Origin of the sequence: Duganella hordei (assembly GCF_040369125.1) — a bacterium.
Classification (GTDB): Bacteria; Pseudomonadota; Gammaproteobacteria; order Burkholderiales; family Burkholderiaceae_D; genus Rugamonas; species Rugamonas hordei.
In genome coordinates, this window is sequence record NZ_BPWI01000008.1 from 250,543 (window position 1) to 265,046 (window position 14,504).

At 65.0% G+C, this 14,504-nt stretch carries 8 protein-coding genes; 2 read left to right on the forward strand and 6 right to left on the reverse strand.

The window, feature by feature from the left end:
• Positions 1–83: 83 nt before the first annotated feature.
• Positions 84–2,912, reverse strand: a complete 2,829-nt coding sequence (locus tag ABWW33_RS19830) for a TonB-dependent receptor (RefSeq protein WP_353403350.1) — start codon at positions 2,910–2,912, stop codon at positions 84–86.
• Positions 2,913–3,389: 477 nt separating this feature from the next.
• Here ABWW33_RS19830 and ABWW33_RS19835 point away from each other — a divergent pair, with 477 nt between their 5' ends.
• Together ABWW33_RS19835 and ABWW33_RS19840 are read left to right on the forward strand one after the other, a co-directional pair.
• The gene (locus ABWW33_RS19835; protein WP_353403351.1) at positions 3,390–5,237 is read left to right on the forward strand and encodes a glycoside hydrolase family 13 protein; all 1,848 of its coding nucleotides are present in this window, start codon (positions 3,390–3,392) and stop codon (positions 5,235–5,237) included.
• Positions 5,234–8,527, forward strand: coding sequence for an alpha/beta hydrolase-fold protein (locus ABWW33_RS19840; RefSeq protein ID WP_353403352.1), 3,294 nt, complete (start codon positions 5,234–5,236; stop codon positions 8,525–8,527). Before ABWW33_RS19835 ends, ABWW33_RS19840 begins: the two co-directional genes overlap by 4 nt.
• On the opposite strand, the gene ABWW33_RS19845 is transcribed toward ABWW33_RS19840, so the two are convergent.
• The 5 genes from ABWW33_RS19845 to ABWW33_RS19865 all read right to left on the reverse strand — a co-directional run bounded on the left by ABWW33_RS19845 (position 8,514) and on the right by ABWW33_RS19865 (position 14,289).
• Entirely contained in the window at positions 8,514–10,016 is a 1,503-nt protein-coding gene (locus ABWW33_RS19845) for a putative bifunctional diguanylate cyclase/phosphodiesterase (RefSeq protein ID WP_353403353.1), read from the reverse strand. The genes ABWW33_RS19840 and ABWW33_RS19845 overlap by 14 nt on opposite strands.
• Positions 10,017–10,137: 121 nt before the next feature.
• Positions 10,138–11,763 carry a methyl-accepting chemotaxis protein gene (locus ABWW33_RS19850; protein ID WP_353403354.1) on the reverse strand — a complete coding sequence of 542 codons (1,626 nt, stop codon included), beginning with the start codon at positions 11,761–11,763 and terminating at the stop codon, positions 10,138–10,140.
• A gap of 122 nt (positions 11,764–11,885) precedes the next feature.
• The gene (locus tag ABWW33_RS19855) at positions 11,886–12,404 is read right to left on the reverse strand and encodes a GNAT family N-acetyltransferase (RefSeq protein WP_176652740.1); all 519 of its coding nucleotides are present in this window, start codon (positions 12,402–12,404) and stop codon (positions 11,886–11,888) included.
• Complete coding sequence (locus ABWW33_RS19860) at positions 12,401–12,922, reverse strand: GNAT family N-acetyltransferase (RefSeq protein WP_353403355.1); 522 nt, start codon at positions 12,920–12,922, stop codon at positions 12,401–12,403. The genes ABWW33_RS19855 and ABWW33_RS19860 overlap by 4 nt, the downstream gene beginning before the upstream one ends.
• 92 nt (positions 12,923–13,014) lie before the next feature.
• The gene (locus tag ABWW33_RS19865) at positions 13,015–14,289 is read right to left on the reverse strand and encodes an amidohydrolase family protein (protein WP_353403356.1); all 1,275 of its coding nucleotides are present in this window, start codon (positions 14,287–14,289) and stop codon (positions 13,015–13,017) included.
• Positions 14,290–14,504: the final 215 nt, after the last annotated feature.

Here is a 14,504-nt window from a genome sequence, read left to right on the forward strand (position 1 = left end):
GTCTTATCAGAAGTATAAAGGTAGAAAGCCCCTTGCCGGCAACATTCCGGCAAGGGGCTTGGAGGTTTCAGGCCACTGCCTTATTACATCTTGTAGCCGACCGTGAAGAACAGCGTGCGGCCGGTTTGCGTACGGGTCTTGGTGGAACCGTCAGCATTGGACTCGACGTAGTACGGGCTGTTCAGGTTGTTCGCCTCGACGCGCAGGGACAGGCCTTTGAGCGGACCTTCCTGGAACTCGTAGCCGACCTGGGCCGAGATCCACTTCTGCGACTCGATGAACACCAGCGCCGGGAAACCGCCGACGGTGTCGTTGGCCACCTTGCCGACGTAGCGCGAACGGTAGTTCTCGGCGATGAAGGCGCTGAAGCCTTTCTTCTCGAAGTACAGTTGCGCCTTGGCGTTGGTCTTCGACAGGCCTGGCAGCGGGATGCTGCCGGCGTCGGCCACCTGGTCCGGATTCTTGCCGATGATGTTAGGCAGTTGTACCGAGCTGAAGGTGGACGAATAGCTGCCGCTGGCGCCGAAGCCGTTGAGCATCGGGTGGATCATCTCGAACGGCGCCGACGCGCTCAGCTCCAGGCCCTTCAGGTCGCCACCGGTGCCGTTGGTGGTCGTGGTGTAGATGCCCTTGTTGCCGCTCGGCAGGTTAGGCAGGCCGAAGGTCGCCAGGAACGGCGTGAAGTCGAAGTCCGAGTAGGTCTGCGGAACGATGTAGCTGTTCAGCTTTTTGTAGAACACGGCGGCGCTCAGGTAGCCCTTCTTGGCGAAGTACTTCTCCAGCGACAGGTCCAGCGCGTTGGCGCGGAACGGGTTCAGGTGCGGATTGCCGGCCGAACCCTCATAACGGGCCGGCTGCGGCACGCCGTTCACGGCGGTCGGGTTGGTGTTGACCGCGAAGCTGAACGAGTTGCGCATGTCGGTCATGTCCGGACGGGCGATCTGGCGCGACAGGCCGAAGCGGGCCAGGTAGCTGTTACCCAGGTCGAAGTTCAGGTTCAACGCCGGCAGGAAGTCGTGGTACTTGGTGCCGTCTTCCGACATGCCTGGCGAAGGGTTGGTCAGGGTCGGGCTGGAGCCGACGTTGGCGCGGAAGCCGGTCGACGACTGGTCGGTATGGACCAGCTGGGCGCCGACGTTGCCGTGCACAGGGAACTCGCCGAGCTTGGTGTCGATGTCCAGGCGGGCATAGCCGGTAGTGACCTTTTCCTTCACGCCGTAGCTCTTCGACAGGATGTCGTTGTTGTACTTGCGCTGCAGCGCGGCGCCTGGAATCAGCTGTTCCTGCGGCGCGAACACCAGCATGTCGATGCCGACGCCGCCGACGTTGTGCGCCACGGACGAACCGGCCGGGAATGGAACGCGGTCGTAGCCGCCGCCGCTGGCCGAGACGATCAGGCCTTCGTCGGTGACGCGGTCCTTGGTGCGGTTGGTGACGTTGGCGCCGAACTTCAGGGTGCTGAACATCGAACCGTCCGGCAGCTCATACTTGCCTTCGGCGCGGATCGCGTTGACCTGGTCGGTCACGGTCGGGCCCTTGGCGTAGCCGGCCTGCGCCACGGAACCGCAGGCGGAGTTGTTGGCGATGCCGGACCAGCCGCACTGGTTGCGCACAGCCATGGTGTTCGGATCGGTCAGGCTGTTGCCGTAGCTCAGCTGCGGCGTACGGCCGTCCAGGCCGGTCATCGTCAGATTGGCGTTGGTCGGGGTGCCGCCGTAGTATTCGTCGTCGCGCTCGACGCGCACGGCCGAGTTGTGGCTGAAGTCAACCATCGCGCTCCAGCCGTCGGCCATTTTCAGGTTGCTCTTCCAGCCGATCGACTTGATCTTGTCGTGGTCGAAGATGCCTTCGTTGCGGTCGATCAGGCCCACGCCGGTCATGGTGGCCGAGGTGGCGACGCCGTTGGCGACGTTGGCGTTGATGAACTTGCCGGTGCCAGGGATCTGGATCTGGTCGATCTTGGTGTAGTCGTCGATCTTGGACCAGAACATGTCGATCTGGCTGTTGAACGATTTGTTCGGCTTGAACGCCAGGATGGCGGCCACGCCGTCGCGCTTGTCGGTGACGGTGCGGGTGTCGATGTTGAAGCCGTTGCCGCCCGGGACCTTGGCGTTGACGGTGGCGCCGCCTGTGGTGGTCACCGGGCCGGTGTAGTCGCCCCAGGTGCCGAATTCGAATTGGCCGGAGCTGCCCGTCTGGTGCACGTAGCCGATCGCCACGCCGATCTTGCGGTCGGCGAACTGGTCGATGTAGGTCAGGCTGGCGCGGCGGCCGGAGCCCTGCACGTCCAGGCCCAGGCCGTTCTTGGTCTTCTGCGCCTTGACCGAGATGGTGCGCTTGCCGAAGGCCAGCGGGTCGATCAGCTGCTGGTCGATGGTACCGGCCAGGCCCTGGCCGACGACGGCGGCGTCATTGGTCTTGTAGACGGTGGCGCCGGCGATCAGTTCGGCCGGGTACACGCTCAGGTCGACCGCGCGGCTGTCGCCGGTGCTGGTCTGTTCGCGGCCGTTCAACAGGTAGCCGGCGAAGTCCGGGCCCAGGCCGCGGATGCTGATGGTGGAGGCGCTGCCGTCCTTGGTACGCTGGGTGGTCAGGCCTGGCAGGCGGGCCAGCGATTCGGCGATGGTGGTGTCGGGCAGTTTGCCGATGTCTTCAGCGGAGATGGCCTCAACGATGGAGCTGGCGTCTTTTTTGACGGAGATAGCGTCTTCGATACCGCGGCGAATACCGGACACAGTCACCGTTTGCAGCGGCTTGCCATCGGCACCGACGCCCGTCGTCGCGTCTTGCGCGTACGATGGGGTGACCATTGCGGACAGCAGAATGGCGCAGCCGGCGGCAACCGGGCTCAATTTGAATGCAACATTGGTCGGCGCGGAGCCGGCACCACGCTGGTTGGCGGATTTCTTCATTAATGTCCCCTCACTCATCTAAAAATATACCCGCGACACTACAGCCAGCTCTCGCTACATCGACTACACGGGTTCCAAGGAATGCAAACGTTCTAAAAGACGTTCTACGAAGAATTTTGTACTAAAACTAGATTCCGTGTCAATTAAACTTCAATCAGCCTACGCCCGCAGAGTGGCGGCAGCCCGTAGACTCCCTATGAAAACGTTGTCCCCGTTGTATTTCGGCTACAGACCAAGGCATAGCAATGTGTAGTGGAACTACATTTTTACCTGCCATACCACTTCAGTTCGTAGCATTTCAAACTAAAAGCCACCACAAACCTTGTCGGAAAAACAAATGGCGGCGGATGCCAGCAAAAACGGCAGCTGGAATTGTATTAAAACTAGAATTTGTCGTTTGATAGCCCGTTTGTTTCATAGTATTCTCGCCCGACAAGCCTAGATAACCAACCTGTAGTCCGACTACTTGGAGACGCCATGAACCAAACCCTTGCCGCCGCGTTGCTGGCCGCCCTGCCCTTTGTCGCTCACGCGGAGCCTTACCGCATCGACCATATGGACCCGCCGCTGTGGTGGACCGGCATGCACAACAGCAAACTGCAGCTGATGGTGCACGGGCCGCGGATCGCCGACCTGGAGCCGGCGCTGGCGTATCCGGGCGTGCGCATCGCCTCGGTGTCGCGGGTCGCCAACAGGAACTACCTGTTCATCGACCTGGAGATCGCCCCGGACGCGGCGCCCGGCAAGATGGACCTGGCCTTCAAGCATGGCAACCAGGATGTCCACTACAGCTATCAACTGCTGGCGCGCGCCAGGGACTCGGCCCAACGCATCGGCTTCAGCAGCGCCGACGCCATCTATGAAGTCATGCCGGACCGCTACGCCAACGGCAATCCGGCCAACGACAACGCCGCCGGCATGGCCGACCGCGTGAACCGGGCGGACGGCTCCGGCCGCCACGGCGGCGATATCAAGGGCATCGCCGACCACCTGGACTACATCGCCGGCATGGGCTACACGCAGATCTGGCCGACGCCGCTGCTGGAGTCGAATATGCCGGACGGCTCCTACCACGGCTACGCCACCACCGACCACTACCGCATCGATCCGCGCTACGGCAGCAACGAGGAGTACCGCAGCTTCGTCGCGCAGGCGCGGGCCAAGGGACTGGGCGTGATCCAGGACGTGGTGCTCAACCACATCGGCAGCAAGCACTGGTGGATGCAGGACATGCCGGCGCCGGACTGGCTGACCTACCAGGGCAAGTACGTGCCGACCGAGCATCACCGCGTCGCGCTGCAGGATCCTTATGCGTCGGACGAGGACAAGCGCAACTTCACCGAGGGCTGGTTTGTGCAGGGCATGCCGGACCTGAACCAGGCCAATCCCTATGTCGCGACCTACCTGATCCAGAACGACATCTGGTGGATCGAGTACGCCGGCCTGTCCGGCCTGCGCGTGGACACCTACGGCTACTCCAACAACGACTTCCTCAGCCGCTGGTCCGGCAGCGTGATGGCCGAGTACCCGAAACTGAACCTGGTGGGCGAGGAATGGAGCCCGCTGATCCCGGTCGTCGCGCACTGGCAGGAGGGCAAGCAGAATTTCAACGGCTACGTGTCGCACATGCCAAGCATGATGGACTTCCCGCTCACCGACACGCTGCGCCGCGCCCTCTCGGCCGCCGACGGCGAGCAATACAGCCTGACCACTCTGTACGAAACGCTGTCGCAGGACTACCTGTATCCGAATCCGGGCAATCTGGTGCTGTTTGAAGGCAATCACGACGTGTCGCGCATCTACAGCGAGCTCAATGCCGACGACGCGCTGTTCCGCATGGCGATGGTCTTCGTCGCGACGGCGCCGCGCATTCCGCAGTTCTACGCCGGCACCGAGATCCAGATGACCAGCACCACCAAGGGCCGCGACGACGCCTCCTATCGCCACGACTTCCCCGGCGGCTGGAGCGGCGATGCCGTCAACGCCTTCACCGGCGCGGGACTGAGCGCGCAGCAGCTGGCGGCGCAGGCGTATGTGAAGAAGCTGCTCAACTGGCGCAAGGGCGCAGCCGTCATCCATCACGGCAAGATGATGCACTACGGTCCGGAACAGAACACCTATGTCTATTTCCGCTACGATGGCGCGAAGAAGGTGATGGTGGCCTTCAACAAGAACAAGACCGACACCGTGCTGAAAACCGCGCGCTTCCACGAGATGCTGGACGGCGTGCGCTCGGGCGTGGACGTCGCCACCGGCCGGCGCGTGTCGCTGGACGGCGAAGTCACACTGCCGGCGCGCTCGGCGCTGATCCTGGAGATCGAATGATGAGTTTTCGTTTGAGCCTGCTGTGCGCCGCCGTCGCGCTGACGTTGCCCTCCTTGCCGTCGATGGCGGCGACCACCGTCAGCGCCAGCTACGCCACCTACGACGGCAAGCAGGAAACCGTCCGCTACACCACGCCGGACGCCGGCGCGGCGGTGCGCAGCTACACGCAGTCGACCACGATGCGCGTGCGCGAAGGCGGCAAACAGGAAATCAGCTACCAGGAATCGGAGCACTTCCCGACCGTCCGCAGCGGCAACCTGGCCTTTGACGCATTGTTCGCCATGGCCGCCAATGAGATGCGGCTGGACTCCGTCAGTGAAATCCGCGACGGCAGCTACAACGGCGGCAACGCCATCTCCTGCAACTGCTTTGAAACGGGCGAGTTGTGGCACTACGTCTGGACCCGCGACCTGTCCTACGCGGCATCGCTGGGACTGGGCATGCTCGATCCGCGCCGCGTGCGCAATTCGCTGGAGTTCAAGCTGTCCGGCTATCGCGACGGCGTCACGCCGGGCGCGCACGTCGCCGGCACCGCCGACGGCCTGCAGATCATCCAGGACACCGGCAGCGGCGGCAGCTGGCCGGTCAGCACGGACCGCGTCAGCTGGGCCTTCGGCGCCGAAGAGGCCTTGAAGGCGCTGGCGCCCGACGAGCGCAAGGCCTTCGCGGCGACCGCGCTCAAGGCGCTCTACAACACGCTGGAAAACGACCGCCTTGCCGTCTACGACCAGGCCGACGGCTTGTACAACGGCGAGGAATCCTTCCTCGACTGGCGCGAGCAAAGCTACGCCGCCTGGATCCCGCGCGACCTGGCCAGCATGGCGACCTCCAAGGCACTGTCCACCAACGCCGGCCACTACAAGGCGCTGACGCTGGCCGCGCGGCTGGCGCGCGAACAGGGCGACAACGCGCTGGCCGACAAGTACACCGCATGGGCGGCGGACCTGAAGCGCGCCATCAACCAGCGCCTGTGGCAGCCCGACGCCGGCATGTACAGCAGCGTGACCGCCGGCCATTTCGACGGCGCGCCGCTGTACAAGTATGACTGGCTGGGCCAGACGCTGGCGATCGTCACCGGCATCGCCGACGACCAGCAGGCGCAGAGCATCCTGGCGCACTATCCGCATGGACCGATGGGCGCGCCGGTGATCTATCCGCAGCAGCCGGGCGTGGCGATTTACCACAACCGCGCGATCTGGCCTTTCGTGACGGCGTTCGGCCTGAAAGCGGCCGCCAGGGCGGGCAACACGGCGGTGGCCGATGCAGCCTACGACACGCTGATGCGCGGCGCCGCATTGAACCTGTCGAACATGGAAAACTTCGAATGGCTATCCGGCCAGCCGATGTTGCGCGACAAGCGCGCGCAGGCAGACCTGAGCGGGCCGGTGGTCGATTCACGCCGCCAGCTGTGGTCCGTCGGCGCCTATCTCGGCATGGTGGTCGGCGGCGTGTTCGGCGTGCAGACCACCGATGACGGCATCGCGCTGCAACCGTTCGTGACGGCGAAGCTGCGCCGCGAGACCTTTGCCGGCAGCGATACGGTGACGATGAACCGCCTGAACCTGCGCGGCAAGCGCATGCAGCTGCGCCTGTCGCTGCCGCCGGCCGTACGCGGCGACGGTTACTACGCCATCGAGTCGGTGCGTCTGAACGGCAAGCCGGTGAATTCCGCCACGATGCCGTGGTCGGCGCTCGCCGACGACAACGTCATCGAGATCGCGCTCGGCAAACTGGTGGCTGGCCAGCAGGCGATCCACCGCGTGAGCGCGCAACCGCTGGCGAACGATCCCGCGGTCTACTCTCCCTCCGAGCCGCGCATCGTCAAACTGGAACGCGGCACCTATGATTTCCCGACGCTGACGATAGACGGCGTCGACAAGGGAGCGGTGGTCAACATCTACCGCAACGGCAAGCTGGCGACCCAGCGCGTTACCGCCAGGACCTGGGCCGACCGCCGCGCGCCGCTGCTCGGCAAAGGCGAGAACGACAACCTGTGCTACGCGGTCGAGGCGATGTACACCGGCTCCGGCAACCGCAGCCACCACAGCGCGCCCGTATGCCTGAACACCGGCGTGGAAATCGCCGCCGCCGATATCGCCGCGCTGCCGGCTATCAAAGTCGACCGCGACGGCAGCTACGCGCTGCAGCTCAAGTACCGCAACACCGCGCACCAGATCAACCTGGGCATCAGCGGCGGCGTAAAATGGCTGACGGTCAGGGATGGCGACGGCAAGGTCGCGGCACAAGGCGTGGTGCAGCTGCCGCACTCGCCCGCCGATGCGGGACCGTCATGGTCGACGCCGGTCAAGGCCGGGCTGACGGCCGGCAGCTACAGCCTGGAGCTGTCCGACTTCTACAACATGAGCTACCTGAAGTCCAACACCAGCTATGCGGATGCGGGCGGCGTCAAGGGACCGTCGAACCGTTTCGAACTGCACGGCATCCGCGTCATGCCTCTGCCGCGCGCCGCGACCAAACCCGCCATGGCCGCCGCCACCACTGTTCCGGCCTGGGCCGCCGTGCCGCAGGCGGGCACGATCCGCATCGTCGAGCAGCTCGCCTCGCCGCAGCTGGGCAACAGCCGCAAGCTGCGCATCTACCTGCCGCCCGGCTACGACGCTCATCCGCAGCAGCGCTATCCGGTGCTCTACATGCACGACGGCCAGAACCTGTTCGATCCGAAGGATGCCGCCTACGGCGCCGCCTGGGAGATCGCGCAGACGATGGACCGGCTGATCGCCGGCGGCGCCATCGTCCCGGCCATCGTCGTCGGCATCGACAACACCGCCGACCGCCTGCCGGAATACACGCCCTGCTGCGACCCGCGATACGGCGGCGGCAAGCTCGATGCCTACATGGCCTTCATCGTCGATACCGTCAAGCCCTGGGCCGACGCCAACCTGCGCACGCTGCCCGGCCGCGAGCACACCGCCATCATGGGTTCCTCGCTGGGCGGCATCGCCTCGGTCTACATCGCCCAGCGCCGGCCGGACGTGTTTTCCATGGCCGGCGGCGTCTCGAGTTCGTTCTGGTGGAACAAGGGCGACATGACGGCCAGGGTGCCGGCGCCGTCGAACGTCAAGTTCTACCTCGACGCCGGCAGCGACGACGACGGCCTGGCCGACACGCTGAAAATGCGCGACGCCATGCTGGCCAAAGGCTACCGCCTGAATGAAGACCTGATGTTCTACCCGGCCGAAGGCGCCATCCACAACGAGCGCTCGTGGGCGGCGCGCGTGCAGCGGCCGCTGACGTGGTTCTTCGCGCCGCCGGCGGTCACGACGAAGTAAGCGCTTCCAGGCGGCGCTGGCGGCTCAGCAGCAGCGCCTCCAGCTCGTCCGGCGACACCGCCCCGCTGAGGCAGAAGCCGAAGGCCTCGTCGCAGCCCATCGCCTCCAGCTGGCTCAACTGGTCGCCGGTCTCGACGCCGCCGGCGACCACCCGCATGTTCAGCGTATGCGCCATCGCGATGATGGCGCGCACCATCGCCCCCTCGTCCGCCGTCCGGCCGTCGGCAAGGCGGTCGGTCGGCTGCCGCGCGCTGCGCCGCAGGTCGTCGATGAAGGACTTGTTGATCTTGACCAAGTCCACCGGGAAGCGCCGCAGGTAGTTCAGCGACGCATAGCCGGTGCCGAAGTCGCTGATCGAGATGCCCACGCCCAGCTGCTTGAACTGGCGCAGGATGGCGTCGCAGTTCTGCCCCTTGTCGATCAACATGTCCTCGGTGATTTCCAGTTCGATGTAGCGGCCCGGCACGCCGGCCTGCCGCAGTATCTCGCCGAAGTCGTGCGCGATATCCTTCTGGTAGAACTGGCGCAGCGACAGGTGCACCGACACCGTCAGCGGACGGCCCAGTTCCATCCAGCGCCGCGCCTGCGCCGCCGCCGTCGCCATCACCCACACGCCGACCGGCAGGATCAGCGCGCTCTCCTCCAGCACCGGCAGGAAATCCGGCGGCATCACCAGCCCCAGCTCCGGATGGCGCCAGCGTATCAGCGCCTTCACGCCGGTGATCTTCTGCTCGTTCAGGTTCAGCTTGGGCTGGTAGGTCAGCACGAACTCGTTGTGCTCCAGCGCATGCCGCAGCGAGGTTTCCAGCACCAGCCGCGAATACGCCTTGGCCTGCATGCTGGGCACGAAGCGCAGGCCGCTGCCCTTGCCGCGCTGCTTGGCCGCATACATCGCCAGGTCGGCTTTTTCCAGCAGCGCGTCGGTGTCGGCGGCGTCGTCCGGATAGACGGCGATGCCGATGCTGGCCGCCACCGCCAGCGTTTCGCCGTGGACCAGGAACGGCGCGGCGATGGCGGCGATGATCTTGTCGGCCACCTGCTGCGCATCGAGCGCGCTGTGCAGTTCGGTCAGCAGCACGATGAACTCGTCGCCACTCTGCCTGGCCACCGTGTCGACCTCGCGCACGCAACTGCGCAGGCGCTGGGAAAACTGCACCAGCACCTGGTCGCCGGCGTCGTGGCCGAGGTTGTCGTTGATGGCCTTGAAATGGTCGATGTCGATAAACAGCACCGCCAGCAGGCTGCTGTGGCGGCGCGCGTAGGCGATGCCGTGCTCAAGCCGCAGCTGGCACTGCAGGCGGTTGGGCAGGCCGGTGAGGCTGTCGTGGTGAGCGATGTAGTCCAGGCGCATTTCGGCGTCGCGGTGGGATTCCAGCGCACCCTGCAATTGGGTGCAGCGCGCGCGCAGGACGCGGGCACGTGCTTCGCCATACCACAACGCCAGCAAACAAGGTGCGATGCCGGCCAGCGCCGGCCATAGGCTGTTCATGCTGTCCCTCTCCATCCGGTGCACCGGGGAAGAGGGCATCATAGTGGATACCGGCGGACCTCGCCGGTGCTTCCAACGCACAATTGAGACGCATCAAATCGTGCGAGCCGCCTCAGGCATGTCAGGCAACCGCCAGCATCCGGCGTGACGGCCCATGCGCGGCCGGCGCGGCGCTCTGTTCCTGCAACTTGAACACGCTGACCGCCTCCGTCAGGCTGGCCGCCTGCTGCTCCAGCGCGTCCGCGGCGGCGGCGGCCTCCTCCACCAGCGCGGCATTCTGCTGGGTCACGCTGTCCATCTGGTTGATGGCGAGGCTGATCTGCTCGATGCCGTCGCGCTGCTCGCCGCTGGCGATGGAAATCTCGCCGATGATGGCCGTCACGCGCTGCACGCTGGCCACCACCTCGCACATGGTTTCGCCGGCCTGGCCGACCAGCCGGCTGCCTGCCTCCACGCGCTCGACCGAATCGCCGATCAGCGCCTTGATTTCCTTGGCCGCCGCCGCCGAACGCTGGGCCAGGTTGCGCACCTCGGACGCCACCACGGCGAAGCCACGGCCCTGTTCGCCCGCGCGGGCCGCCTCCACCGCCGCGTTCAGCGCCAGGATATTGGTCTGGAACGCGATGCCGTCGATGACGCCGATGATGTCGACGATCTTCTTCGACGACTCGTTGATCGAGCCCATCGTGCGCACCATCTGCTCCACCGCGTCGCCGCCGCGCGCGGCCACGGTGGACGCCGTATCGGCCAGCTTGCAGGCCTCGGCGGCGTTGACGTTATTCTGCTGCACGGTGGTGGTCAGCTGCACCATGGCGGCAGCCGTCTCCTCCAGCGAGCTGGCCTGCTCCTCGGTGCGGCCCGACAGGTCGAGATTGCCGGCGGCGATTTCCACCGCCGCGCCGTGGATGCTCTCGGTACCGGTGCGCACCTTGCCGACGATGCTGCACAGGTTATTTTGCATCAGCTTGAGCGCGCCCAGCAGCGCGCCGATCTCGTCGGTGCTGGTCACATGCACCTCGCTGCGCAGATCGCCGCCGGCCACCGTCTGCGCCATGCTGACGGCCTCGTCCAGCGGCACCGTGATGCTCTTGATCAGCCACACCACCGTGACGCAGCCGACCACCAGCGTGACCAGCAGCGTGATGCCCATCGCCAGCATCGCGCGCGCATGCGCGGCCTGGTTTTCGGCGTCCATTTCCTGCATCAGCCGCTGCGACTCCTTGCCGATGAAGGCGACGATGTCGTCGATCTTCTTGGTCGGTTCGCGGTCCATGCCCTTGACCAGCGCGTCGACCACGTGAGCGCTTTCCTGGTTGGCGTGATCATATTTTTCCAGCGCCGCCATGTAGCGCGTCACCAGCTGGTTCTGGGTGGCGATCGCCTCGTCGACCAGTGGCGTGCGCAGATTGAGTTTGGCCAGCAGTGCCTGCAGTCTTTGCAGTTCGGCGCGGGTGGTTTCGCCGCCCTTGACGAAGGCCTTGCTGTATTTGTCGAACTGCGCAGGATCGTTGCCACGCAACAGGGTATTTTTCCACTCCTGCACCTGGATCTTGAATTCGACCTGGGCGCTGCGCGCCACGTCGATGGCCTGGCTCAGGGTCACCGAGCGCTGCATGGCCTCGGCGCTGCGCACGTTGCTGCTCTCCAGCGCGCGCCAGCCGCCGGTGGCCACGACGGCCAGCGCAACGAAGAAGAACGCGCCCAGCAGTCCCAAACGCACACCGATCTTCAGATTGGAGAGTTTCATATTGACCCTTTCGGCAATAGGCAACTTCAGTTTCTTCAGATTCATCATGCGCCCAGCGGCCGGAAAATCCAAGGCCGTGGCATGAAAATTCTATCGAATTCTCACCCCTGCAACATATCAGCTCAACCGGGCGGGAACTCGATGCAGTAAATATTGGTAGGACGGCCATCCGGCGGCAGCATCTGCAACTCGACAAAGCTCATGCCCAGCTTTTCCAGCAGATTGATGGAATTGGTGTTGGCCGGATTGGTGATGCCCAGCAGCCGCTTCATGCCCAGCTGTTCGCGCGCGTAGCGCACCACGGCGGCGGCTGCCTCGTAGGTATAGCCCTGGCCGAACCAGGCCGGACGGATCGCGTAGCCGATGTCGACGCCGGGCAGGCTGTCGCGCTTGATCAGGCCGCACAAGCCCAGCGGCTTGCCGTCGCTCTTGCGCTCCATGACGTACAGCGAATGGCCCAGCCGCTCCTGCATCGCGCAGGGGCCTTCGAGGATGGCCGCGCGCGCGCCTTCGACGCTGCGGATGCCCTTGTCGCCGATATGCTCGAGCCAGGTTGGATCGTTGACCAGTTCGTAATAAAAGGCTGCGTCATCGGCTCCGATGGTGCGCAGCGTGAGGCGTTCGGTGTCCAGTATTTTCATGCGTCGGGCCAATGAGAGGGGTCTTCCAGCAACTGGTACATGACGTAGACGTCGACGTAGCCCAGCAGCCGGTGATGGTAAGCGCGCGGCAGGGTGCCGACGATCGAGAAGCCGAGCTTTTTCCACAACAGCACGGCCGGCGTGTTGGAGCTGACCACGTAGTTGAACTGCATCGCCAGGTAGCCCTGGCGGCGCGCGCGGTCCAGGCAGTCGCGGCCCAGCAGCTTGCCCACGCCGACGCCCTGCGCCGCCGGGCTGACCATGAACGAGGCGTTGGCCACATGGGCGCCGCGGTCGCGCTGGTTGGCGATCAGGCGGTACATGCCGACCAGCCGCTCGCCGTTGTGGATCGCCACAAAGGTTTGCACGCCGGGGCCGAACCAGTAGGCGTGGCAATCTTCGCGGCTGGTGTCGGCGGCAAAATAAAACGTGTCGCCGCTGGCGATCAGTTGCTGGAAGATGCCCCACATGGCGGCGAAGTCGGCTTCCGCCGCGGGCCGGATGGCGATTTCTTTCACGGTAGCTCCAAGCCGGTTAAACAGTGTTCGATTGTCATGTATTTCCGGTGGCAAGTCCAGCTTGCGCAGCCGTGCGGACGGCCGCGCCCGTCTCAGCGGCCGAGCCGGAAGCCGACCACCGGCGGCCGGCCAGGCAAGCTCAACTGCGCCTGCGCGCGCGGCGATTCGGCGATCACCTGTCCGCGCCGCATCACCAGCCGCCGCGCCGCGCGCAGGCGGATCGCCTCGACCGGATCGGCCGCGTCCAGCAGCACCAGATCGGCATGGCAGCCGACCGCCACGCCGTAGCCTTGCAGCCCGAGGATGCGCGCCGGCGCCGCCGTGACGGCGTTGAAGCAGGCGCGCATCGCGTCCTGCCCCGTCATCTGCGCCACGTGCAGGCCCATGTGCGCCACTTCCAGCATGTCGCCCGACCCCAGGCTGTACCACGGGTCCATCACGCAGTCGTGGCCGAACGCCACCTCGACGCCGGCCGCCAGCAGCTCCGTCACCCGCGTCATGCCGCGCCGCTTCGGATAGCTATCGTGGCGGCCCTGCAGGGTAATGTTGATCAGCGGATTGGCGATCGCCGCCACGCCCGCCTCGCGTATCAGCGGCAGCAGCTTGCTGACGTAGTAGTTGTCCATCGAATGCATCGACGTCAGGTGCGAACCGGCCACGCGGCCGTGCAGGCCGAGGCGGTTGCTGTGGTAGGCCAGCGTTTCGATGTGGCGCGACAGCGGATCGTCCGACTCGTCGCAATGCATGTCCACCATCAGGCCCTGTTCGGCGGCGAATTCGCACAGGATGCGCACCGATTCCGCGCCGTCGGCCATGGTGCGCTCGAAGTGCGGTATGCCGCCGACCACGTCGACGCCCATCGCGATGGCGCGCTTCAGGTTGGCCAGCGCGGTCGGGCTGCGCAGCACGCCGTCCTGCGGAAAGGCCACCAGTTGCAGGTCCAGGTAGGGCGCCACCAGCCGCTTCACTTCCAGCAGCGCCTCGACCGCCAGCAGGCGGTCGTCGCAGACGTCGACGTGGGTGCGGATCGCCAGCAGCCCGCGCGCCACGGCCCAGTCGCAATATTGCAACGCCCGTTCGACCAGCGCCTGCTGGGTCAGGTCAGGCTTCAGCTCACCCCACAGCGCTATGCCTTCGAGCAAGGTGCCGGAGGCGTTGACGCGCGGCAGGCCGTAGCTCAGCGTGGCGTCCATGTGGAAATGGGCGTCGACGAAGGGCGCGCTGACCAGATCGCCGCCGGCGTCGATCTCGCGCGCGGCCCGCAGCGGCAGCGCCTTGCCGATGGCGGCGATGCGGCCGTGCTCGATGGCGATGTCGACGCCTTGTTGTCCGTCGGCCAGGTTGGCATTGCGTATGACGACATCCATTCAGCGTTCTCCAGTAAGTTGTTGCGATGCACTAATTGTCTGCATTTCCGGCCGTGCGTGTTGTTATAAATCAAATTATAGACAGATAGTGTCTATGCGGCATTTTTACTTGTTGCAAGCTTTGCGCCATAGCAGAAAAAATAACTTTCCAAGCCCCACTTTCGTCGCTAGAATGGGATTATTGCATTGCATCATAATGCGCCTTCCGGGCACTG